This window comes from Streptomyces sp. NPDC048415, from assembly GCF_040651675.1.
Classification (GTDB): domain Bacteria; phylum Actinomycetota; class Actinomycetes; order Streptomycetales; family Streptomycetaceae; genus Streptomyces.
This window is the reverse complement of record NZ_JBEZKJ010000001.1, coordinates 330,441-351,719: the sequence shown is the minus strand read 5'-3', so window position 1 is coordinate 351,719 and position 21,279 is coordinate 330,441. Positions and strand designations below refer to the sequence as shown.

20 protein-coding genes are annotated in these 21,279 nt (G+C 73.6%); 7 read left to right on the top strand and 13 right to left on the bottom strand.

What is annotated here, in order from left to right; translation table 11 throughout:
- Positions 1–197: 197 nt before the first annotated feature.
- A complete protein-coding gene (locus AB0D27_RS01570) occupies positions 198–554 on the bottom strand; it encodes a DUF779 domain-containing protein (RefSeq protein WP_362500928.1) in 357 nt (118 codons plus the stop codon).
- A 286-nt stretch (positions 555–840) separates the two neighbouring features.
- Between AB0D27_RS01570 and AB0D27_RS01565 the strand changes: the two genes are divergently transcribed.
- The 3 genes from AB0D27_RS01565 (at position 841) to AB0D27_RS01555 (ending at position 3,494) form a co-directional block, all read left to right on the top strand.
- The gene (locus tag AB0D27_RS01565; RefSeq protein ID WP_362500908.1) at positions 841–1,680 is read left to right on the top strand and encodes a GAF and ANTAR domain-containing protein; all 840 of its coding nucleotides are present in this window, start codon (positions 841–843) and stop codon (positions 1,678–1,680) included.
- Between the two features lie 6 nt (positions 1,681–1,686).
- A complete protein-coding gene (locus tag AB0D27_RS01560; RefSeq protein WP_362500907.1) occupies positions 1,687–2,415 on the top strand; it encodes a GAF domain-containing protein in 729 nt (242 codons plus the stop codon).
- Between the two features lie 182 nt (positions 2,416–2,597).
- Positions 2,598–3,494 (top strand): glycosyltransferase, encoded by an 897-nt coding sequence (locus tag AB0D27_RS01555; protein ID WP_362500906.1) that lies wholly within the window; start codon positions 2,598–2,600, stop codon positions 3,492–3,494.
- Between the two features lie 22 nt (positions 3,495–3,516).
- Here the strand turns inward: AB0D27_RS01555 and AB0D27_RS01550 are convergent, their stop codons facing one another.
- Both AB0D27_RS01550 and AB0D27_RS01545 read right to left on the bottom strand, forming a co-directional pair.
- Positions 3,517–4,008: a DUF1360 domain-containing protein gene (locus AB0D27_RS01550; RefSeq protein WP_362500905.1), complete on the bottom strand. Its 492-nt coding sequence runs from the start codon at positions 4,006–4,008 to the stop codon at positions 3,517–3,519.
- 238 nt (positions 4,009–4,246) lie between these two features.
- Positions 4,247–4,441 carry a DUF2795 domain-containing protein gene (locus AB0D27_RS01545; protein ID WP_362500904.1) on the bottom strand — a complete coding sequence of 65 codons (195 nt, stop codon included), beginning with the start codon at positions 4,439–4,441 and terminating at the stop codon, positions 4,247–4,249.
- A gap of 308 nt (positions 4,442–4,749) precedes the next feature.
- Between AB0D27_RS01545 and AB0D27_RS01540 the strand changes: the two genes are divergently transcribed.
- The 3 genes from AB0D27_RS01540 (at position 4,750) to AB0D27_RS01530 (ending at position 7,911) form a co-directional block, all read left to right on the top strand.
- Positions 4,750–5,826, top strand: a complete 1,077-nt coding sequence (locus tag AB0D27_RS01540) for an NAD-dependent epimerase/dehydratase family protein (RefSeq protein ID WP_362500903.1) — start codon at positions 4,750–4,752, stop codon at positions 5,824–5,826.
- Positions 5,827–5,901: 75 nt separating this feature from the next.
- Positions 5,902–6,915, top strand: a complete 1,014-nt coding sequence (locus tag AB0D27_RS01535) for a glycosyltransferase family 9 protein (protein ID WP_362500902.1) — start codon at positions 5,902–5,904, stop codon at positions 6,913–6,915.
- 87 nt (positions 6,916–7,002) lie between these two features.
- On the top strand, positions 7,003–7,911 hold the full coding sequence (locus AB0D27_RS01530) for a glycosyltransferase (protein ID WP_362500901.1): 909 nt from the start codon (positions 7,003–7,005) through the stop codon (positions 7,909–7,911).
- A gap of 210 nt (positions 7,912–8,121) precedes the next feature.
- Here the strand turns inward: AB0D27_RS01530 and AB0D27_RS01525 are convergent, their stop codons facing one another.
- A complete protein-coding gene (locus tag AB0D27_RS01525; RefSeq protein ID WP_362500900.1) occupies positions 8,122–8,685 on the bottom strand; it encodes a hemerythrin domain-containing protein in 564 nt (187 codons plus the stop codon).
- Between the two features lie 498 nt (positions 8,686–9,183).
- On the opposite strand from AB0D27_RS01525, the gene AB0D27_RS01520 reads away from it, so the two are divergent.
- Positions 9,184–10,509 (top strand): MFS transporter, encoded by a 1,326-nt coding sequence (locus AB0D27_RS01520; protein WP_362500899.1) that lies wholly within the window; start codon positions 9,184–9,186, stop codon positions 10,507–10,509.
- Positions 10,510–11,021: 512 nt separating this feature from the next.
- Here AB0D27_RS01520 and AB0D27_RS01515 read toward each other — a convergent pair.
- The 9 genes from AB0D27_RS01515 to AB0D27_RS01475 all read right to left on the bottom strand — a co-directional run bounded on the left by AB0D27_RS01515 (position 11,022) and on the right by AB0D27_RS01475 (position 21,230).
- Positions 11,022–12,131 carry a glycosyltransferase family 9 protein gene (locus tag AB0D27_RS01515; RefSeq protein ID WP_362500898.1) on the bottom strand — a complete coding sequence of 370 codons (1,110 nt, stop codon included), beginning with the start codon at positions 12,129–12,131 and terminating at the stop codon, positions 11,022–11,024.
- Between the two features lie 46 nt (positions 12,132–12,177).
- Positions 12,178–13,581, bottom strand: a complete 1,404-nt coding sequence (locus tag AB0D27_RS01510) for a PfkB family carbohydrate kinase (protein ID WP_362500897.1) — start codon at positions 13,579–13,581, stop codon at positions 12,178–12,180.
- Positions 13,578–14,225: an SIS domain-containing protein gene (locus tag AB0D27_RS01505; protein ID WP_362500896.1), complete on the bottom strand. Its 648-nt coding sequence runs from the start codon at positions 14,223–14,225 to the stop codon at positions 13,578–13,580. The genes AB0D27_RS01510 and AB0D27_RS01505 overlap by 4 nt, the downstream gene beginning before the upstream one ends.
- A gap of 164 nt (positions 14,226–14,389) precedes the next feature.
- Positions 14,390–15,661 (bottom strand): glycosyltransferase, encoded by a 1,272-nt coding sequence (locus tag AB0D27_RS01500; protein ID WP_362500895.1) that lies wholly within the window; start codon positions 15,659–15,661, stop codon positions 14,390–14,392.
- Complete coding sequence (locus AB0D27_RS01495) at positions 15,658–16,623, bottom strand: glycosyltransferase (RefSeq protein WP_362500894.1); 966 nt, start codon at positions 16,621–16,623, stop codon at positions 15,658–15,660. The genes AB0D27_RS01500 and AB0D27_RS01495 overlap by 4 nt, the downstream gene beginning before the upstream one ends.
- The gene (locus tag AB0D27_RS01490; protein WP_362500893.1) at positions 16,620–17,780 is read right to left on the bottom strand and encodes a glycosyltransferase family 9 protein; all 1,161 of its coding nucleotides are present in this window, start codon (positions 17,778–17,780) and stop codon (positions 16,620–16,622) included. The genes AB0D27_RS01495 and AB0D27_RS01490 overlap by 4 nt, the downstream gene beginning before the upstream one ends.
- Positions 17,777–18,484: an HAD family hydrolase gene (locus tag AB0D27_RS01485; RefSeq protein ID WP_362500892.1), complete on the bottom strand. Its 708-nt coding sequence runs from the start codon at positions 18,482–18,484 to the stop codon at positions 17,777–17,779. The genes AB0D27_RS01490 and AB0D27_RS01485 overlap by 4 nt, the downstream gene beginning before the upstream one ends.
- Positions 18,481–19,569, bottom strand: coding sequence for a glycosyltransferase (locus AB0D27_RS01480; protein ID WP_362500891.1), 1,089 nt, complete (start codon positions 19,567–19,569; stop codon positions 18,481–18,483). Before AB0D27_RS01480 ends, AB0D27_RS01485 begins: the two co-directional genes overlap by 4 nt.
- Entirely contained in the window at positions 19,569–21,230 is a 1,662-nt protein-coding gene (locus AB0D27_RS01475) for a carbamoyltransferase C-terminal domain-containing protein (protein ID WP_362500890.1), read from the bottom strand. The genes AB0D27_RS01480 and AB0D27_RS01475 overlap by 1 nt, the downstream gene beginning before the upstream one ends.
- Between the last annotated feature and the right edge of the window lie 49 nt (positions 21,231–21,279).

Genomic DNA, 21,279 nt, shown 5'->3' with positions numbered 1-21,279 from the left:
ACCCGGGTTGCCCCCCCCCGCCCGCGGCCCGGCCCCCCCCCCCCCGCGGCGGCGCCGGCCAGCGCACCGCATGTCACGAAAACTGTCAGTACCGTTCTGAACCGTCCGTCGCGGCGCGTCACAGTGCCCCCTGATGTCTCGTCAACTTTCCCAGGACTCAGGGGGATTGCACCAGACGACGGGGCCCGAGGCGGTGTCTAGGCGCCGACGACCCGGGAACGGATCAGAAAACGCACTCCTTCGGGTGCCTCCAGCGAGAAGCCGCTGCCCCGGCCGGGCACGACGTCCACGATCAGCCGCGTGTGGCTCCACAGCTCGTACTGGCTCTTCGACATCCAGAACGTCACCGGCTCGTCGACCCCGTCGACATCCAGCTCGGCGAGCAGGACGTCGGAGCCGCCGGTGCGGAACTCGCCCTCGGGATAGCACATCGGCGCGCTGCCGTCGCAGCAGCCGCCGGACTGGTGGAACATCAGCGGTCCGTGCAGGGCGCGCAGCCGCCGCAGCAGCTCGGCGGCCGCAGGGGTCAGCTCCACGCGCGGGACGACGTCCATCGGCTCTCCCCGTCGGGTCATGCGGATGAGGTGGCCCGGCCGACGGCGCGCCGCCCGGCCGCGGGCGTCAGTCAGCTGACCATCGCGCACGTTGCGAGAGGGTTGCACGGGAGGGGGAACTCGACGCAAGGGACGCCCGGCGGCCCGGCGACAGCCGACGCGACGACCGAGACGGCGAGACGAACCCGGTGCGGCCGGGTCCACTACGCCCTGGGGCCAGGCGGGTGTTCGGTTGGGCGATACTGATGGATCATGCTGACGTCTCGGTCGAGCGGAGGTGACAGGGATGGGGCCCGAACAGCGCGACGACGACCACGTCACCGGCGGCGCCCATTCGTCCGGGGAACACGACCGACGGCGCGTCGCCGACGCGCTGTCCACCGCCGCCGCGCACGCCGATCCTCAGCAGGTACCGGTGTCGTTGTGCCGGGCGTGCGTCGAGTTGTTGCCCGTGACAGGGGCGTCCGTGTCGATCAGCGCGGGTGCGACCGTGCGCGCCACCTGGTGCGCCAGTGACCGTACGGCGGCGCGGCTGGCCGAGGCGCAGTACACGTTGGGCGACGGGCCGTGCCAGAGCGCGCTCGAGCTGGCGGCTCCTGTGCTGGCGGCGGATCTCCTGCGCGGTGCGGACGCCCGCCGGTGGCCCGTCTTCGCCCAGGAGGCGGTGGAACTGGGGGTACGCGCCGTGTTCTCGCTGCCACTGGGTACCGGTCCCCGGCCCATCGGCACCCTCGACCTCTACCGCGACACCGTCGGCGTCATGCCGGAACGTGACCTGCGTACCGCCCTGCTGGTCCGCGACGCCGTCACCTTCGCCGTCCTGAACCTCTACTCCCTGCTCGACGCCCCCGATCAACCCGACTCGAACGGAGTAGCGTCATGGATGGAGGCCGCGGAGGCCGACCACGCGGAGGTACACCAGGCGGCCGGCATGGTGATGGTCCAGCTCGGCGTCGATCCGCAGCAGGCGCTGGACCGTATGCGGGCTCGCGCCTTCGCCCAGGGGCGAACGGTGAGCGAGGTCGCCCATGACGTCGTTCTGCGCAAACTCCGCTTTCCCGGGACGGCGGCCCCGGACCGCGACCCGGACGAAGGCCGGCACGGTGGCAATGAAGAGGAACGGTGAACGGTGATGAACCGCGAACAGCAGCTCGCCGAGGCATTCGTCGGGCTGGCCGACACCCTCGCCACCGATGTCGACCCGGTCGTGCTCCTCGACCGGCTGGCCCACCACTGTGTGGAGATCATCGGAGCCGACGCCGTCGGCATCATGATGGCCACCCTCCGCGGCGACCTGCGCACCATGGCGGTCACCGGTGACGGGGAGCGCGGCGAGCTGTTTCGGACGCAGGAGGAGGAAGGCCCGAGTCTCGACTGCTACCGCGGCAGCCGCCCGGTCGGTGTGCCCGACCTCGCCGAGCTGTCCCACACGTGGCCTCGCTGGACAGCGCTCGCGCTCCGGGACGGCTACCGCGCCGCCTACGCCCTGCCGCTGCGCGTCAACCGCCAGACGATCGGCGCCGTCAACCTCCTGCTCACCACGCCCGGCGGACTGCCCTCCGAGGACCTGCGGCTGGCCCAGGCCCTGGCGGACGTCGCCGCCCTGGCGCTGATCCACTGGAGTCCGGATCCCGCTCGGCCCACGGACATCCACACCCGCGTCCAGGCCGCCATCGCGGTGAACGCCGCCGTCGAGATGGCCACCGGCATGCTCGCCGAGTACGGCAACCTCAATCCCGCGCAGGCCCGGCTCGCCCTGCGCGCCTACGCCTCCCGCACCGGCGGCCGGCCCACCGACGGCGCCCAGGCGCTCGTCAGCCGTGCGATCGCGCCGGAGGCGTTCATCGCGGCACTCGACTGAGCCGCGCCCGGTGGCGGGCGGACCTGCCGCCCGCCCCGGCGGTAGCCCTAATTTTTTGCCACCGAGCTGTCTCCAAGTGTTTGAGCCGACTGATCACGGCTACCTCGTTAGGCCCAGAGTCCCCGTACGCCACCTGGGACGGAGCCGGCCGGTCGCCTCCTGGCGGCCGAGGGGAGCAGGTCATGAGCGAGAGCCGTACGACGGTCGTCGTCATCACCCGTAACCGGCGGGACGAACTGCTGCGCACCCTCGACCGGCTCGGCGAGCTGCCCGAGGACCCGCCCGTGATCGTCACCGACAACGCCTCCTCGGACGGCACCGCCGAGGCCGTCGCCCGCCACCACCCGGACATACGGCTGCTGCGGTTGGGCCGCAACCTCGGCGCGGTCGGCCGCAACGTGGCGGTGCGGCAGGTGAGTACGCCGTACGTGGCCTTCTGCGACGACGATTCCTGGTGGGCGCCCGGCGCGCTGTCCCGGGCCGCCGACCTCCTCGACACACACCCCCGGCTCGGCTCCGTCACGGCCCGCATCATCGTCGAACCGGAAGGAACCGAGGATCCCATCGTCGAGGAATTGCGCAACTCGCCGATCCCCGGCCCCCCTTGGCTCCCGGGCCCGGCGCTCGGCTCGTTCCTGGCGGCCGCCACCGTGCTGCGCACCGACGCCTTCCGTGCCGCGGGCGGCTTCAGCCCACGGCTGTGGCTGGGCGGTGAGGAGGAGCTGCTCGCCGTAGACCTGGCGGCGGACGGCTGGTGGCTGACGTACGTCGACGATCTGACGATCCATCACCAACCGTCCATGGCAAGGGACTCCACGCTGCGCAGGACGCACGGAATCCGCAATACCCTCTGGTTCACCTGGCTGCGCCGCCCGGCGACGACCGCGCTGCGCCGCACCCTGCACCTGGCCCGCACCGTCCCGCGTGACCGGGCTTCGCTGCGCGCCTTCACCGAGGCGATGGCCGGTCTGCCCTGGGTCCTGCGCGAACGGCGCGTGGCACCGCCCGAGGTCGAGGCCCGGCTGCGGCTGCTCGAACACACGCAGAACCAGTCGAAGGCCCGCCGGTACACGGGCTGACCGCCGCCCGGCCGGCAGGAGCTCAGCCCTCGGCCGTCCGCTCCGTCCAACTCCAGGCGTACTGCAGCCAGTCAGCCATCGTGTTGGCAGTCAGTCCCGCGGAGACCAGACGGGTGGCCCTGGGCGCGGAGGCGTAGCCGGCGGTCAGCGCGCCGGCCACCCAGGCGGAGGTGCAGAAGGGGCAGGCCACCAAGTCGCCCACGGCCCGCCGCGCACCGCTGCCACGGGGTTCGTCCATCACCTCGCCCGCCGTCCCGTCCGACTCACGGTGGGTGAAAGGCGCCCGGAGAAAGCTGGTGATCTTGTCCTTGGACAGCAGGCGGGACGCCTTGAACGTCGCTGTTCCCAGCAGGGCGACGTCCCAGGCCGGAATGCTGTCGGGCAGCCGCAGACCCCGGTGCCGCGCCGCCACGGCGAAGAGTGCGGCCCCGGCCGCGAAGGTCGTGGCCAGTGCGGCATACCCCCCAAGAGGTACGTCCCCCTCGTCGTCGTAGCGCGGCTCGTCCGCCTTCATCGCAATCTCCCTCGGGTTTGTGGCGTACGCGCCGAGTGCCCGCTCGCGGGCGCCGCGACACGCGGGCTCAGGACGTCGGTGGCCGTCCCCCCCGGCCGAGGGAGGGTTACCCCGGCCACGGGGCTTGGCGGTGTGGCCGGGGTGCGAGTGGTGCCAGCATGTCACCGACGGTCGCCTCACCGTGCCGGAAGCTGAACCACCCGGCGAGCAGGGCGCGTTGGCGGCGATGGACGGCCGGTCAGCCGGAGCCGAACACGGCGCGGCTGACGGCGTCCGGACCGTCGAAGTCGTCCTCGGTGAGCGACTCGAGCCGCTCGACCAGCGCACTGTCCGCTCCGTTGTGCTGGGCGATCTTGACCAGTTCCTCGCGGTCGGCGGGATATTCGGCGCCTTTCAGAGCTTTCTGCAGCTCGATCGGGTTGACGTCGGACATGGGGCCTCCCTTCCGCTCTCGCCGTGGTGCGACGGATCGTCGCACGTGACGGCAGTTGACCGGGTACCCGCGTGGGCCGGGCTATGCGGTCATATACGGTGATATGCGGTGATCATGTGGAACACGTCGGCAGCCCCGTGTGGCACACCCGCACCAGACGTCAGAGCATGAAAGTGACGGTGCGGGGCACTCGAGCGGCTGTCGCCGGAGCGGGGTGCGCGGACCGACGCCGGCGGCTTCGGGAAGGCGTCCATCCCTCGTCCGCCCGCCCCCGTCCCTCCCTCATCGGCGGAAGGAAGGTCGTGCTCATGACGCCGATGACGTTCTCCCCGCTGTCGACGAAGCGACCGTTCTGGAAGAGGGCCTTGGTGACGGGAGGCGCCGGGTTCCTCGGCTCGTACCTGTGCGAGCGCCTGCTCGGCAGCGGCGTCGAAGTCGACGGTGTGGACAACCTGTCCTCGGGATCGGCGGACAACGTCCGGCACCTGGCCGACCACCCCGGTTTCCGGCTCCTGGAGCTCGACCTCGCGGATCCGGACTGCCCGGACGCCCTCGTCGCCCCCTACGACCTCGTGCTGCACCTCGCGGGTCCCGCTTCGCCCGCCGACTGCGGACACCGCGCCCTGGAGACGCTCGACGTCGCGAGCCGGGGCACCAGCAACGCGCTGACCGTCGCCGACCGGGACGGCGCGCGGTTCCTGCTCGCTTCCGCGTCCCAGGTCTACGGCGACCCGCTGACGCATCCACAGCGCGAGGACTACTGGGGCAACGTCGACCCCGTCGGACCGCGCAGCGCCCACGACGAGTCCAAGCGCTTCTCCGAGGCACTGACCACCGCGTACGTGAGCGCCAACGGCACCGATGCCGGAATCGTGCGGTTGTTCAACACCTACGGACCCCGGATGCGCGCCGACGGCCCCCAGGCGATTCCCACCTTCATCAAGCAGGCACTGGCCGGACGGGCGGTGACCATCGAGGGAGACGGAAGCCAGACCCGTGCGCTGTGCTACGTCGACGACGTCGTCGACGCCCTGCTGATGGTGGCCGCGAGCCGGTCCGTACGACCGGTCAACATCGGCGGCGGTGACGAGACGACCGTGCGGGAGATCGCCCGTCGGGTGATCGGCCTGACCGGATCGGACTCGCGCGTGGAGTTCGTCGACCGCCGCGAGGACGATCCCGTTCGGCGACGGCCCGACACGACCTTCGTCCGGGAACTCTACGGCTGGACACCGAAGGTCACCTGGGAGGAGGGGTTCAAGCGCACCATCGCCTACTTCGCGGAGCTGCCCGACGACGCACGCCGGACCCCGGACCCGTACAAGCGGCCGGGCGGCCTGTTCCCTCGCCCCGAGGGAGGTATCCGGCATGCCTGCTCGTGGTGAGCTTCTCAGAACGACGGGCTCGCACGCGACGGGCGTGGGCCGACTGTCCGATGACCGGCGGACGGACTGGTCACGGTGAAGGCACTCGTCGCGCGCCTGGACGGCTTCGGAGGCGTTCTCCTGGCCGGCCCGGCCGTTCGCGCGGTCGCGACCCGGGCCACCCACGTGACGGTGATGTGCGAACCCAGCGGTGCGCCCGCCGCGCAGCTGCTTCCCCACGTCGACGACGTCCTCGTGTGGGAAGCGCCCGGCGAACCGACCGTGGACGAAGCGACCATCGACGGCCTGCTACGGAGCCTGCGCGACGCCGCCTACGACGTCGCGGTCGTCCTCACCCCGTACGGGCAGAGCCCGCTGCCGGCCGCACGTCTGCTGCGGACGGCGCGGGTACGCCGCATCGGCGCCTGCAGCGCCGGCCGCTCCGAGAGCGCGGACGGTTCCGAGAGCCTCCTCGATGTCAGCCACCGGCGGCTGCCCGACCGGCACGAAGCCGAGGCGGCGCTCGACACCGTGGCCGCCATGGGGTTCGTCCCCCGCAGCGGGGACGACGGACGGCTGCGGGTGCTGCCCGCGCCCGACACCGCCGTCCTCACCGGCAACGGCCCCTACGTCGTCGTACATCCCGGTGCCGGCGCGGCTGCCTGCGCCTGGGCCCCGGACCGCTGCGCGGAGGCGGTCGCCCTGCTCGCCGACGCCGGCCACCGCGTCGTCGTCACCGGCGGCCCGGAGGACACCGAGCTGACCCGGGACGTCAGCGGTGACACCGCGGTCGACCTCGGAGGCCGTACGGACGCGCGAACGCTGGCCGGTGTGCTGCGCGCCGCCGACGTCGTGGTCTCCGCAAACACCGGGCCGGGCCACCTCGCCGCGGCCACCGGCACCGCGGTCGTCTCGCTCTTCTCCTCGGTGCCGGCGGCCGCACAGTGGGCCCCTTACGGCGTTCCCAACGTCCTGCTCGATGACCTGGGCAGTCGGTGCGCGGACACTCGCGCCCGCCGTTGCCCGGTGCCCGGCCACCCGTGCCTGAACGACGTCACGGCCCAGGACGTCGTGAGTGCGGTGCGGAAACTGCTCGAGCGGGGCGCGTGATGGTCTCTCCCGGGAGCCGTATCCCCGTCATCCATACCGTCCCGACGTGCCCCGACGCCGTACCCCCACGTGCCCGAGGAGCAGCCCATGTCCGACGTCGCCACGCCCTCCGCTCGCGCGCCCGGCCGACACTCCGCCCGGGTCACGGTCGCGGTGATCACCCGCAATCGCCGCCGGAGCGTACTGCGCACCCTGGACCGCCTGGCCGCGCTGCCCGAGCGGCCTCAGGTCGTCGTGGTGGACAACGGCTCCGTCGACGCGACGGTGGACGCGGTGCGCGCCCATCCAGTGGGCGCGCAGGTGGTGGCCGTCGGACACAACACCGGGGCACTGGGCCGCAATCTCGCCGTACGGCACGCCACCACCCCATACGTGGCCTTCAGTGACGACGACTCCTGGTGGGCGCCGGGCACGCTGGACGTCGCCGCCGACACCCTCGACGCCTACCCGCGTCTGGGCCTGCTGGCCGCGCGCACCCTTGTCGGGCCGGACGTCGCCGAGGACCCGCTGAACTCCGTGCTCGCCCACTCGCCGCTGCCCCTCGCCGCTGACCTCCCCGGCCGCCCGGTCCTGGGATTCCTCGCCTGCGCGGCCGTGGTCCGGCGCCGGGCCTTCCTCGAGGCCGGCGGCTTTCACAGAGTGCTCTTCTTCGGCGGCGAGGAGACACTGCTCGCCTACGACCTGGCGGCTCGCGGCTGGGGCGTGACCTATGTGTCCTCCGTGACGGCCCTGCACCATCCCGACCCCGGCGGGCGGTCCGGCCGCTCGGCGGTCCAGCGGCGCAACGCACTCCTCACCGTGTGGCTCCGACGGCCGGTGGCGGTGGCGCTGCGGCACACCACCCACCTCGTCGCGGCGGCGGCGCGCGGCGAGCGGGAGGCCGGGGCGGCCCTGCGCGGCGCGCTCGCCCGGCTCCCCGCCGCCCTCAGGGACCGCGAGCCGCTGCCCGACCGCATCGAGCAGGCGGCCCGCCTTCTGGATCGAGCGCCCTCCTGAGCTGCGCCTGTCGGGCCGGGCGGCGCTGCTGACCTGAGCTGCGCCTGTCGGGCCGGGCGGCGCTGCTGACCTGAGCTGCGCCTGTCGGGCCGGGCGGCGCTGCTGAGTGGCGCCTGTCGGGCCGGGCGCCGCTGCTCAGCGACGCGTGCCGGACCGGGCGCCCCTGCTGAGTAGCGCATGCCGGCCCGCGTGTCCTCCTGAGCGGCGGTGTCAGTCCTTCTTTCCGCGCCCTGTCAGCGCGTCGCGCATCCGGTCGACGAGTCCGAGGCCGGGGGCGAGCAGCTTGTTGGCCGGGGGCCGGTCGGGGGCAGCCGGGTGCGGACGGGTCGGCGCCATCTTCTTCGCCTGGCGGACCTTGTCGCCCAGCTCGTCCAGCGCACCCGCAGGGGCCGCTTGCTGCAGCAGGGGGAACAGATTCTGCTCCTCGTCCGCCACATGCGCGCGGATCTCGCTCATCAGCAGGCCGATGACCCGGTCGAATGCGGGATTGTCGGCCTCATGGGCCTCCAGTTCCTTCATGAGCCGCTCGGCCTTGGAGTGGTCCTCGATCTCCTTGTCGGCTATGGCGTCGCCATCGGCCAGGTACTGGCGTACGGCCGGGTAGAGGTGGGCCTCCTCGGCCACCGAGTGGCGTACGAGTTCGATGGTGGCCTGGTCGGCGTAGACCTTGCGGTCCTTCCTGCCCTGCGGCAGCGCCTCGATGCGGCCGAAGAGTTCCTCGACCTCGCGGTGATCCGTCATCAGTTCGTCGATGACGTTTCCTCCGTGTCCCATGTCCAGCACCTCCCAGTTCCGTGACGGCGGCTCCCACGAGGGATCGCCCACTCCCGGGTGCCCGTGCCCACCGCCGCTTAACACGACCCGCGGTGCACAAAGCCCGCCGCCGGTGTGAGGTGCGCGTCCCGGCAGCCGACGGTGGACGCTGTGAGCAAGTGCACAACAGGGGGCAAGTACGCGTGGGATACGGGGACTTGCCGCCTTCCGGGCCTCTCGGCACAGAGCGCCTGGCGACGACTCGGCAGTCCCATCTGTCACGATGGGCGACGCCGTACTCCGGGGCTTCGGGCCAGGGCCTGTCAGGACGAGCCATCCGGCGGTGCGGCGGACCGACAGATCCGGTGGAGTGACCGTGCAGCGCAGCCGGTGTTCCGAACTCCCGTGGATTGCTGATTCCTCCACCTGAGTTCCCCGGACACCTTTTCGAGTACCCCTGTGCCTCTTACCTCCACTGCCTCCTCGCCCCCTGCCGCGCCCGCGCCGGACGCGGGATCCATGCCCTCGACGGGTGATTCCCGCTCGCCGTGGCGATCCCTCAAGTACCGCAGCATGCGCTGGTGGTCTCTGGCCAACTTCGTGTCCAACGCCGGTACGTGGATGCAGCTCACGGTGCAGAACCTGCTGGTTCTGCAGATCACCGGGTCCGCCGCCGCCACGGGTCTTTCGCTGTCCGTGCAGGCCGCCCCCGCGCTTCTCGTCAGCCTCGCGGGCGGCGCCGCGGTCGACCGCTGGCCCCGCAAGCTGACCGCCCTCGTCAGCCAGGCGCTCCTCGGCGCCGTCGCCCTCGTGACGGCGGTCCTCGCGGCCACCGGCCGCCTCGACCTCACCGTGCTGATGGTGCTCGCCGCCGTCACCGGCCTCGTCGCCACGGTCGACGGACCCGCGTGCGCTCTGCTCGGCAACGATCTCGTCCCGGCTCAGGACGTTCCCTCCGCCATCGGAGTGGGCTCACTGGTGCACAGCGCCGGCCGGCTCGCCGGCACCGCGCTCGCCGGCGTGACGGTCGCCTTCTTCGGCACGGCCGCCGCCTACGCCGCCAACGGAGCGTCCTTCCTCTTCGTCGCCTCGGTCATCCCCTTCCTCCGTCCGGTCGCCGGCGCGGTCCGGAGCGCCGAGAAGGGCCGGTCCGCCGTGCCTGCCCCCCGGCGCGCCCCTCAGGCAGCCGGTCAGGACATGACCGTGCGGCAGGGCCTGGCCTTCTTCATGCGCCGCCCGCGACTGGTCGCGCTCGCGGGCATCACCGGGATCAGCGCGGTCCTGGGCCGGAACTACACCCTCACCCTGGCCGTTCTCGTCACCGGCCCGCTCGCCGGCGGCGCCGGAGCGTTCGGCACGGTCTCCACCGTCCTCGCCGTCGGCGGCATCCTGGGCGCGGTCCTCGGCGCCAGGCTGCGCCGGCCTTCCGTACGGCTGGTGGGCACCCTCGCCGCCGCGGGCGCCCTGCTCCAAGCGGTGGCGGGCCTGTCGCCTTCACTCGCCGTCCTGCTGGTGCTCGTCCTGCCCATGGCCCTGCTCGAGTCCGTGTCCGACACGGCCGGCACGACCGTCCTCCAGACCGATCCGCCCGCCCACCTGCGAGGACGTGTCCTGGGAGTGTGGGGAAGCATCAGCACGGCCTGGGGCCTCGGCGGTCCGCCCGCACTGGGCCTCCTCATGGAGTTCGCCGGAGCCCGCGGCGCCCTCGTCACCGGTGGCCTGATCATCGCCGGTGCCATCGGAGCGGGTTACATGGTCCGGGAACGCCGCACTACGACGACGGTCGCCCTGCGCACGGAGCAGCGCGGCCCGACGGCCCAACCGGCCCTGGACACGGCTGCCTGAGCCGTTTCAGCCCGTCCGGCGTTTGAGGACGAGCGCGGTAGCGCGATACGGGGGTCTGGGGGCGGGCCCTCGGATGCGGTGGGGGTTCCCCTGCATCCGGCGAAGCCGAGAGTGGGGGACGGTAGGGGCGGAGGGGGCGAAATCCGCGGGGCGCAACGGCGGCTGGGGCGGCCGGGAAACACGGTGTCAGCGTCCGCTGGGAGGCAGCGCACCTACGCCCGCGCCGACGTGCGGGCACCTACGCCCGCGCCGACGTGCGGGCACCTACGCCCGCACGTCGGCGTGCGGGCGTCTGCGGAAGCTGCGACGTGCGGGCGTCTGCGGAAGTCGCGACGTGCGGGCGCCAGCGGACGCCGCGGCGTACGAGTGCCTCGACCGCGGGCAACCAATGGCGCCTGCGGTTACCACGGGATACGGGTGCCTTCGGGCGCCGCGACGTAAGGTTTCAGCCCCCCGCGACGTACGGAGCCTGCGGCCGCATCGACACACGGCCGCCTCCGTCGGCGTCCGTCTCAGGAGTCGGCAGGCCCGGGGGCCGCGGCTCCGCCGCCTGCTGAACTGGAGCCCCTGGGCGTCTCCACGGCGCGCCCGGATCCACCGCCCCGCCGCACAAGGCGAACCGGCTCGGCCAGCCCCCGCACCGCCTCGACCACCTCCGCGACGGTGATCCGCAGCAGTCGTTCGTCCGGCAGGCGGCCGTGGGCGTCGCCGGGCCGGGCAGAGTCGCCGTCGCCGGGATGCCACAGCACCTGGTGGCGTACGTCGGGCGGTGGCCCCCACAGCCGAGGGGCGACCGGACCGAACAGGACGACCGAGCAGGTACCGAGCGCCGTGGCCAGATGGGCGAGCCCGGTGTCGCCGACCACCACACAGCGGGCCCGCGCGACGAGCGCGGCCAGCTGATCGAACGGCAGGTCACCGGAGCCTCCCAGGACCGCGCCGGATGGCAGCTCGGCCTCGGCCGCCACGAACCGCGCCAGAGCGTCCTCGCCCGCGCCCGCGGTGACCACGATGTCGTGACCCGACCGGCGCAGTTCCCGGACCACGGCCGCGAACCGCTCCTTCGGCCAGCAGCGGGCGGGTGCGTCGGCGCCGGGATGCACGACGATCGCGCCGGGTGCGGGGGAGGGCGTCGCGGGCGCCGGGATCCGCAGCTCCGCCGGGTCCGCGTCGATGCCGTACCAGCGGAGCAGGCGGCACCAGCGGGCCCGCTCGTGTTCCTCCTCGCGCCAGTCGGGACCGGCAATGTCGGGTGTCCCCGGGTGTGCGTAGGCGATCAGCCGCCGGGGTCGAAGCCGCTGGAGCAGCAGATGGCTCGGCGGGCCGTTGCCGTGCAGGTCCACGGCGAGATCGGGTGCCGGACCCTCCCACGCCAGCTCGGCCGGCACCTCCCGCCCGGCGGCCGAAGCGGGCAGCAGCCGGTCGACGAGCCCGGTCGCGGCGACGGCACCGGACAGCCGCTCGGGCGCGGCCAGCACGATCTCGTGGCGGGGGAGATGCCGTCGTAGCGCCCTCAGGGCGGGAACCGCGGTCAGCAGGTCGCCCAGGCCGAGCGCCCGCAGGACCAGCGCCCGGGGCCGGGTGGCTCGGGCCGACGCGCCCTTCTCAGCCTTCGGGTCCACGGATGCCTCTCCGGGTTGCGGGTGGGTCGTAGCGCCGCGGTCGTGTTCAGGACGCGGACGGCCCCAGCGGTACGGCGGCCCGTGCGGCCCGGCGCGCCAGCAGGGTGGTGGACCTGCCGTCGAGGTACGGCAGCACGACCGCCTGCCCGCCCCAGGCGCGCAGCGCTTCCGCCTCGGGAAGATCCTGTACGGAGTAGTCGCCGCCCTTCACCCACACATCGGGCCGCAGCCGGCTCAGCACTTCTCGCGGGGTGTCCTCGTCGAAGACCGCGACGGCGTCGACGCTGCCGAGAGCTTCCAGGACGCGGATGCGGTCCGCCACCGGATTCAGCGGGCGTCCCGGGCCTTTGAGCCGGGTGAGCGAGGCGTCCGAGTTGAGGCAGACGATGAGGCAGTCGCCGATGCCCCGGGCGCTCTCCAGCAGGCCGACATGGCCCGCGTGCAGCAGATCGAAGCAGCCGCCGGTGGCCACCACCGTGCCACCGCGCGCCCGGACGTGCTCCGCCACGGCGAACGCGTCGCTCCCGGGAGGATCGGCGGTGGGGGAGACGGGCTCCGTCCGCCAAAGGGCGGGGTTGCCGGCACCGCCCTCCGACACGAACGCGGCGGCTTCGGCGACACCCCGCTGGATCGCCTCCTCCGGGAGCGCGCCGTCGGCCAGGGCGGCGGCGGTCGCCGCGGCGAAGCAGTCGCCCGCGCCGCACGGATCCCCGGCGGCCCGATAGGGCGCGGGCACCAGCATCGGCGTACCCGAGGCGGGCCTTGCCAGCAGGGCACCGCGTTCGCCGAGCGTCACGGCGACGCCCGCGGCGTGCCAGCGCTCCGCCAGCCGGGCCCCTCGCTCGGCGTACGCGCGCAGCGATGTGCCGCCCTCGCCGGGGCACAGGCTGAGCGCCTCCGCGGCGTTCGGCGTGACCAGCCGGGCTCCCGGCACGGGAACCTCGCCCTTGGGGTGGGGATCCCATACCAGCGGCGTGCGGGGGGTGACCGCGGCCAGGTGCTCACGGACGGCGTGCGCCGTGCGGCGCCCGTAGTCCGCGACGAGGACGGCGTGGGCCTGCGCCAGCGCGTCCCGCACCGCCTCGTCGGGTTCGCCGGGTGTGCCGCCGCCCCGGTCGATCCGCACCAGCGGGCGGCCGCTCGCCAGCACACGTGTCTTCACCGGCAGGCTGCCTGCCAGGGGTATCTCCACCAACCGGACCCGGCCGCGCAGTTCACTGCGTACGGCCTCGCTGGCGGAGTCGTCGCCGAGGGCGGTCACCAGGACGACTTCACGGCCGCCCCGGGCCGCCAGCGCGGCGGCCAGTCCCGCCCCGCCGGGATGACGCCGGTCACGGGTGACGTCGACGACGGGGGCGGGGGCGTCCGGGGACAGCCGGGTGGCGACGCCTTCGATGTCCTCGTCGAGCAGGACGTCTCCGACGACCACGAGCGGCTTCGGTCCCGTCATGACGCCCTCCCGTGGGCCGCGACCGCGCGGGAGGCGGCGGCGCGCGCGGCGGTCGGGGAAGGGGCCGCGAGGGCCAGGTCGAAGCCCTCGCAGAGCAGGTGCACCGCGACGAGGTGGGCCTCCTGGACGGTCGCGGTGCTGTCGGCCTCGATGCACAGCGCCTCATCCGCGGCCTCGGCGAGCGGGTTCGGACTCCGCCCGGTCATCGCCCAGACGCGCATCTCCGCCGCCCGGCCGGTCACGGCGGCGCTGATCAGGTTGGCGCTGCGGCCGGACGTGGACAGCAGCACCAGGACGTCCCCGGGCCGGCCGTGGGCGGCCACCTGACGGGCGTACACATGGTCGAAGCCGTAGTCGTTGCCGATGGCGGTCAGACTGGACGTCTCCGCGTGCAGGGAGATGGCCGAGAAGGCCGGCCGTTCCTGCCGGTAGCGGCCCACGAGTTCGGCGGTCAGGTGCTGGGCCTGCGCGGCGCTCCCGCCGTTGCCCGCGGCCAGCAGCCGGCCGCCCGCCGGAAGGACCGCGGCGAGACGACCGCCCCAGTCCGCGATCCGGCCGAGACCGTCGAGGCGCAGACGGACGAGCGCTTGCTCCAAAGACCGGCAGTGCACGTGTGCGGCATCGAGTGCAGGGGATTCGGTCATGCTGATCGGGCGTACCGCGTCGCAGAGGACGGCGGCCGGACCCGCACCTCCTTCGGACGTCGGTGCTCCGCGGTCGGTCGGAACGCTGTCGAGGGCCCGGGCAGGTCGCCCGGACCGCTGTCGAGGGCCGGGCCCATCGCCCGGACCGGCGGGCGGGTGGTGTCTCAGACCACCTCCGTCACAGCGGACTGGGCGTCCAGGACGGCGCAGTACGCCGTCTCGGTCTCGGCCGCGACGTGCGCCCAGCTGTATCGGCGCAGCACACGACGGCGGCCGGCCTCGCCGCACGCCTGCCGTGTCTCGGGGCGGGAGAGGAGTTCGGCGACGGCCCGTGCGAGGGCGTCGGGGTCGCGGGGCGGCACCAGCCGTCCGGTGCCCGGATCGGCGACCGTGTCCAGCTGGCCGCCCACCGCGCTGGCGACGACCGGCCTGCCGCAGGCCATGGCCTCCAGCGGGACGATGCCGAACGGTTCGTAGTCCGCCGGGCACAGCACCACATCGGCGGCGCGCAGCAGCGACGGCACCTGGGAGCTGGGCACCCCGCCGGTGAAGCGGACACGGTCGGCGACACCGGTCTCACCGGCGATGCGGCGCAGACGCCGTACTTCCGGATCGTCGTCCAGGCGGTCCGCCGGGGGGCCGCCGACGACGACCAGCTCCGCGTCGGGCAGCAGGGCCAGTGCCGCGATGGAGACGGCCGCCCCCTTGCGCGGGACCAGGCGGCCCAGCTGGAGCAGCTGGTAGGGGTGGGCGCCGCGCGCCGCGGCCGGTCCTCGCGGAGTGAACAGTTCGGTGTCGACCCCGCACGGCACGATGCTGATCCTGTCGGCGGGGATGCCCATCTTGCCCAGTTCGACGACCTCGTCCCGGCAGGTGGCGATGATCCGGTCGCACCCCAGGCCCACGTCCGTCTCATGGGTGATCCGCCGCGGCGGACTGGTGTCCGCCAGCTGCTGGTGCCGTCGCTTCACCGTGCCGAGTGCGTGGTACGTGTGCAGCAGGGGCAGGTCCAGTCGACGTGCCGCCACCAGCGAGGCGAGTCCCGACATCCAGAAGTGCGAGTGCACCACGTCGGGCGGCCGGCCCTGCCAGCTGCGGATCAGCTGGTGCCCGAAGTCGCCCATGTGGGGCAGGAGTTCGTCCTTGGGTATGGGTTCCGCCGGTCCCGCGGGCACATGGTGCACCTCGACCCCGTCGCGCAGTGCCACCCGGTCGGGCAGGTCGGGGCTGTCGCGGCGCGTGTGGACGGTCACCCGGTGACCTCGGTCGGCGAGGGCGCCGGCGAGGCAGGCCACGTGGACGTTCTGCCCGCCCGCGTCCACCCCGCCCAGCGCGGCGAGCGGGCTCGCGTGTTCCGAGACGAGGGCGATCGCGAGGGAGCCGGGACCGTCCATGTCGAGGGCGGAGTGGGTGAGGGATCCGAGAGATGAGGTCATGAACGCGCCTCCGTCATCACGCGCTCCCAGTCGTCGAGGAAGCGCTTGAGCCCGTACCGTCCGAGGGCCGCCTGGCGGGCACGGGCCCCGTCCTCGGCCGCGGCTTCCGGCTCCTGGAGGTAGTGCCGTGCGGCCCGGGCCAGCACGTCGGGGCGGGTGGACAGCGTGCCCGCGTCCGGTGGGACGGCCTCGACCGCCTCCGTGGTGGCGAGCGCCACGACCGGCATGCCCAGGTGCATGGCCTCCAGAAGCGACAGACCGAGCGATGTCCAGCGCACCGGATGCAGATAGAGCCGGCGTTCCGCCATGGCGGTGTGCAGCTCGCTCTGCGGCAGGTCCGCGGTACGGCAGCGGTCCTCGGGCAGGCCGAGATGGGCGGCGAGGCCCTCCGTGCGCATGCCGAAGACGTCCAGCGGCGTCGCCTCGGACAGCGCGGGCAGCAGATCCGTACCGGTGTAGCGGCCGCGCCGTACCGGTTCGTTGACGACGACGGCCGCGCGCGGGAGCCGGCCGGTGTACTGGTGCCCCGGATCGACGACGCCGTGCTCGATCACCTCGGTGCGGGTGGAGCCGCAGTCCCAGAACAGCTGGTTGAAATGGGTGACATGAACGAGTGTCAGGTCATCGCGGTCGGCGAACGGATGCCGGGTGCCGGGGACATCGCCGTCCGGCGCGTTGTGCTCCAGATATACGGCGGGCACGTCACGGCCGGGGCGGCGACCGCCGAGCCAGCGTTCGGCCAGTTCGAGTTCGTGCGGGCGCTGCAGGACGACCAGGTCCACCTCCGCCTCCCGCAGTTCCTCGGGATTCGCCTCCCGCACGGAGGCGGGCCAGGAGAAGGTGTGGGCCCGGCCGCGGCCATCCGCGTCACGGTCCGGTGTCACAGGAACGAGGTAGGTGTGGGGGCCCTGGACGAACGCCGTCGTCCAAGAGCCGTGCACATGCCACAAGAAAATATTCATATGGTCGCTCCTCGTTCCGTTTCGGCCGCGCCGCCCCGGTCGGACGGGTCGCGCGGTCCAGGGGACGAGTCCGCGTCGGCCCCCGCCCGTTTCGTCTTCCTTGTCCTGTTGAAGTCATTCATCCCGACTAGTCGGTTTCGATCGAGTGCGGCCACCGCGGCGAGCACTTCGGCGTCGCCGATCCCGTCGAGACACGGATGTCCGGGTGTGGGGCAGTGCCGGGCCCTGGTCCCCGCACAGACCGCCTCCTGGTCGCCGAGCAGGACGTGCGGGACGCCGTACGGCCGCCACCGCTCGGCCGGCACCACCGGGGCGAACAGTGAGACGACCGGTGTCCCGACCGCGGCGGCGAGGTGTGCCGGACCGGTGTTGCCGACCACCGCCACCCGCGCCGCGACCAGCACCCCCGCCAGGTGTCGCAGATCGGTGACCCCGCCGAGGTCCAGGGCGTGCCTGCCGGCGACCCGCGCGGTCAGTGCCCTCTCGTCGGGCCCGCCGGTGACCACGACCCGGTACCCCTCGGCGGACAGGGCGGCCGCGGCCCGTGCCGCCCGGCCGGGGCTCCACGCCCGCGCGGCCACCGCGGCGCCGGGATGCAGCACCACGTACGGCTCCGAGCCGGTGAGAGGCGTGGTGTCCGGCGGGGTGTCGACGCGCAGGGCCCCCTCGTCGCCCGGCGGCAGCGCGAATCCGGCGGCCCGGGCCAGGTCCAGGGCGGCCAGGGCTTCATGCCGGTGGGGCAGCCGGTGGTGGCGCAGATCGAGCAGGGCACCCGGGTAGTCCTCGCTGTCGGCCGCCGTCCACCCGACCCCCGCGAGTTTGAGCAACAGGGCCATCGGCAGCGGGCTCTGGTGGTACGAGACCAGCACCAGGGCACGGTCGAAGCGGCGGGCCGCCAGCGCCTCGAGCAGTTCCCGGGTCTGCGCCAGGGAGACCGGCGCCGGCTCCAGGCCCACCCACGGGGCGTCGTGCACCAGCACCTCGTCCACGCGCGGCAGCAGCTTGCCCGCCTGAGCCCCCTGCGGCCCGCACAACAGTGCCGTGTACGCGGATCCGGCAGCGGCGGCGCGCACGGCGGGACCGGCCAGCAGCACGTCACCGGCACTGTCCAGGCGCACGATCAGGGTGCGGGGGAGGCTTCGGGAAGCGGCCGTCATGACTCACCCGCCATCCGCACGGTGCTTTCGGCGCCGAATGCCGCCCCCGCCGGCCGGCCTTCCGCGCCGCGGACGAGGTCGGGTTCCGGGGCCAGCACCAGGCGCACCGCGGCGAGCAGGTCGGGGGCCGTGGTCTCGGCGCTCTCGGTCTCCTCGGGGCGGGTCACCGGAGTCGGCACCAGCACTCCACGGGCGCCGGCGGCACGGGCGGCCGCCATGTCGGAACCGATGTCACCGATGACGGCGGTGCGTTCCGCCGCGACGCCGAGACGTGCGCAGGCGGCCACCACCAGGCCCGGCGCGGGCTTGCGGCAGCCGCATCCGTCGTCGGGCCCGTGCGGGCAGACCGCCCAGACATCGAACGGGCCGAGCAGCTCCTCCACCCGCAGCCGCACGGCCTCCACCTGACGAAGCGTCAGCAAGCCGCGCGCCACGCCCGACTGATTGCTCACCACGGCGACCGGGATGGCCCGCGCCCGTACGGCGTCGACGGCCTCCCGCGCTGTCGGCATCGGCTCGACCCGCGCCGGGTCGCCGTTGTAGGGCACGTCGGCCACGAGCGTGCCGTCGCGATCGAAGAGGACGGCCGCCGGAAGGGCGCCCCCACAGGCGCACTCGCGCGGCGCTCCGTCCGCCGGTCCGTCGAACAGCCAGGGGCCGTCGGCGTCGGCGCGCTGCGGGCCCGTCGGGCGGCGGGGGGTCATGAGCGCACCCGCTCCCGATCGGGCTCTCGCCACGCACGGGGCGGCTCACCGGACCCGTACGCATCGAGGGGCGGTGTCCTGCGGTGGACGACCTGCCCGCGCAGCCAGTGCCGGACGGCGGCGGGCGGGATGACCACACTCGTCAGCACCATGGTGACGACCTCGTCCCGGGTCCGCGGCCCCGGAGCGATCCGGGCCAGGGCGAATTCGGCCGTCCCGGCAAGCCACACCGCGGCGCAGGCCGTGGCGGCTCGGGGCCTGCGCAGGGCGGCGCAGGCAAGCGCCGCCACCGCCGCTGCGGTCACCGCCAGATGGCGGGGCAGGCGCCCCCGTGGCGCGCCCGCCCGGCTCCACCAGTCGCGGCCGTGCAGCCGGGTCATCAGAACGTCGTCGGCGTTGCCCGCCTGGACGCGCACGGAGACCCACCGGTCGGCGGGGCGTACCGGGTGGGTCGTGGCGCGGACCCCGGAGGTCACCGCCCACCCGGCGGCGAGCACCCGCAGCGCGAGGTCCGCGTCCTCCCGGAAGGCTCGCCGGAACCGTTCGTCGAAGCCGCCGACCTCCTCCAGGGCCGCCCGCCGGTATGCCATGTCGGCGGTGATCCACCGGGCGGTGGCGAGCCCGGCGGTGTTGCGTTCCCAGTCCGTGGGCCGGCGCTCCGCCGGGAGCGGGACGTCGATACGCGCGGTGATCGCGGCGGTCCGGGACGTCGCCGCGGCCAGGTCGAGGGCGAGGTCGTCGCCCCACGTGGGGCCGGGCACCACGTCGTCGTCGAGGAACACGATCCAGGCAACCCGGCCGGCCGCCCGCCAGCCCGCGTTCCGCGCAGCGGCCGGTCCCCGGGCACCGCCCCGCACGATGGTGGTGAGGGCCCCCAGTGGCTCCGGGACGCCGACCGCGAGCGGTGTGCCCGAGGCGTCCGGCCGGTCGTCGACCAGGACGATCCGGACCGGCCGCGGACCATCGGACCGGGCCAACGCACGCAGGCAGGCGTTCAGGCTGGGCCGACCGAGTGTCGGGATCACCACCGCGTACGCGTCGTCCGCCTCCTGGGCGCTCGCCGGCCGCGCTCCGTACTGCGTCATCACACCCTCCCGTCGCCGGTGGCGCGGAAGAAGTCCCCGCGCCGGATCGCGTACGGGCCGATGGCAAGCAGGTCGACGGGTGAGGAGCCGAAGCACTCCAGGGCGTCACGCGGGTCGTCCACCATGGGGCGGCCCGCCGTGTTCAGGCTGGTGTTGACGACCACCGGCAACCCGGTGAGCCGCTCGAACGCCCCGAGCATGCGGGCGACCAGCGGCTCACGCTCCGGGTCCACGGTCTGGATGCGAGCCGTGCCGTCGACGTGGACGACGGCCGGGATACGGTCCCGCCAGGCGTCGGCCACGTCATGGACGAACAGCATGTACGGGCTGGGCAGCGGACCGTCGAAGATGTCGCAGGCCCGGTCGGCCAGCACCATGGGGGCCACCGGCCGGAACTGCTCACGGCCCTTGACGTCGTTGAGCCGTTCGAGATTGCCCGCGTGCCCGGGGTGGGCGAGCAGCGAGCGGTGTCCGAGCGCCCGGGGACCGTACTCGGAGCGGCCCTGGAACCAGGCGACGATCGCGTTCTCCGCCAGGGCCTCGGCCACCGTCGCGGCGATGTCGGGCGGGCGGTCGAACGGCACGGCCGCCGTCTTCAGCCACGCTCCGAGCTCCGCCTCGGACCAGTCCCGGCCCAGATCGGCGCCGTCCATGGGCTCCGGCTCGTCGCCCGCGTCGGCGGCCAGCAGCAACGCACCGCCCAGCGCCGTACCCGCGTCACCGGCGGCGGGCTGCACCCATACCCGGGAGAAGGGTCCTTCGCGCGCGATCCGGGAGTTGGCGACGCAGTTGAGCGCGACGCCACCGGCGAGGGTGAGCACGCTGTGGTGCGTCTTTCCGTGCAGCCAGCGCACCAGGTCCAGCAGCGTCTCCTCAAGGACGGCCTGGGCGGAGGCGGCCACGTCCGCGTGCTCCTGCGTCCACGGCTCGTCCGGGCCGCGCGGCGCGGACAGTTCGTGCCAGGGCACCGCGGTGGCGCGGAACCCGCCGTCCCCCGTGGGGTACACGTGACGGCGCAGTTCCGGCAGCATGCGCGGGGTGCCGTGGGAGGCGAGCGCCATCACCTTGAACTCGTCACAGGAGCGCAGGAAGCCGAGATGCTCGGTGAGTTCCTCGTAGACCAGTCCCAGCGAGTGCGGCAGATCCTGTGCGTACAGGGGTTCCAGCCGGTCCCCGACCCGGCGCGCGGCGAGATGCGAGGCACGCTCCCCGCGCCCGTCCAGGACCAGTACGGACGAGTCCCCGGCGTCGGGTGCGGCGAAGGCGCTGGACGCGGCGTGGGCCATGTGGTGCGGCACGAAGCGGACGATTCCGGGGTCGAGACCCGGCAGCGCGGCACCGAGGAAGCCGGGTGCCTCGCGGGCGTACGTCTGCCGGAGGTGGTCCCAGGGGTCGTCGAGGCCCATGTCTTCGGCCGGCCGGGCGAGCCGCGGGTCGTAGGAGTAGGCGACGGCGTCGAGGTCCTGCGGGCGCAGACCGGCCCGCCGCAGGCACCACGCGGCGGCCTTGTCCGGCAGTTCCCACGAGGAGAAGGGCACCGGTCGCTTCCCGTGCTTGCGGCGGGAGAACCGCTCCTCCTCGGCGGCGGCGACGGTGCGGCCGTCGATCACCAGGGCGGCGGCCGGGTCGTGGAAGAGGGCGTTGATTCCGAGGATGCGCATGGAGGTCACAGGCCTTTCGGCGGTGTGGTGGGCCGGGCGAGCCGTCGAT

Bases quoted from the DNA above. Each gene is read 5' to 3' on its own strand.
- AB0D27_RS01555 (WP_362500906.1), top strand. From the start codon at position 2,598: ATGAGCGAGAGCCGTACGACGGTCGTCGTCATCACCCGTAACCGGCGG.
- AB0D27_RS01480 (WP_362500891.1), bottom strand. From the start codon at position 19,569: ATGACGCAGTACGGAGCGCGGCCGGCGAGCGCCCAGGAGGCGGACGAC.
- AB0D27_RS01475 (WP_362500890.1), bottom strand. From the start codon at position 21,230: ATGCGCATCCTCGGAATCAACGCCCTCTTCCACGACCCGGCCGCCGCC.
- AB0D27_RS01530 (WP_362500901.1), top strand. From the start codon at position 7,003: ATGTCCGACGTCGCCACGCCCTCCGCTCGCGCGCCCGGCCGACACTCC.
- AB0D27_RS01560 (WP_362500907.1), top strand. From the start codon at position 1,687: ATGAACCGCGAACAGCAGCTCGCCGAGGCATTCGTCGGGCTGGCCGAC.
- AB0D27_RS01510 (WP_362500897.1), bottom strand. From the start codon at position 13,581: ATGACGGGACCGAAGCCGCTCGTGGTCGTCGGAGACGTCCTGCTCGAC.
- AB0D27_RS01520 (WP_362500899.1), top strand. From the start codon at position 9,184: ATGCCCTCGACGGGTGATTCCCGCTCGCCGTGGCGATCCCTCAAGTAC.
- AB0D27_RS01490 (WP_362500893.1), bottom strand. From the start codon at position 17,780: ATGACGGCCGCTTCCCGAAGCCTCCCCCGCACCCTGATCGTGCGCCTG.
- AB0D27_RS01570 (WP_362500928.1), bottom strand. From the start codon at position 554: ATGGACGTCGTCCCGCGCGTGGAGCTGACCCCTGCGGCCGCCGAGCTG.
- AB0D27_RS01525 (WP_362500900.1), bottom strand. From the start codon at position 8,685: ATGGGACACGGAGGAAACGTCATCGACGAACTGATGACGGATCACCGC.
- AB0D27_RS01500 (WP_362500895.1), bottom strand. From the start codon at position 15,661: ATGACCTCATCTCTCGGATCCCTCACCCACTCCGCCCTCGACATGGAC.
- AB0D27_RS01540 (WP_362500903.1), top strand. From the start codon at position 4,750: ATGACGCCGATGACGTTCTCCCCGCTGTCGACGAAGCGACCGTTCTGG.
- AB0D27_RS01495 (WP_362500894.1), bottom strand. From the start codon at position 16,623: ATGAATATTTTCTTGTGGCATGTGCACGGCTCTTGGACGACGGCGTTC.
- AB0D27_RS01565 (WP_362500908.1), top strand. From the start codon at position 841: ATGGGGCCCGAACAGCGCGACGACGACCACGTCACCGGCGGCGCCCAT.
- AB0D27_RS01550 (WP_362500905.1), bottom strand. From the start codon at position 4,008: ATGAAGGCGGACGAGCCGCGCTACGACGACGAGGGGGACGTACCTCTT.
- AB0D27_RS01485 (WP_362500892.1), bottom strand. From the start codon at position 18,484: ATGACCCCCCGCCGCCCGACGGGCCCGCAGCGCGCCGACGCCGACGGC.
- AB0D27_RS01545 (WP_362500904.1), bottom strand. From the start codon at position 4,441: ATGTCCGACGTCAACCCGATCGAGCTGCAGAAAGCTCTGAAAGGCGCC.
- AB0D27_RS01505 (WP_362500896.1), bottom strand. From the start codon at position 14,225: ATGACCGAATCCCCTGCACTCGATGCCGCACACGTGCACTGCCGGTCT.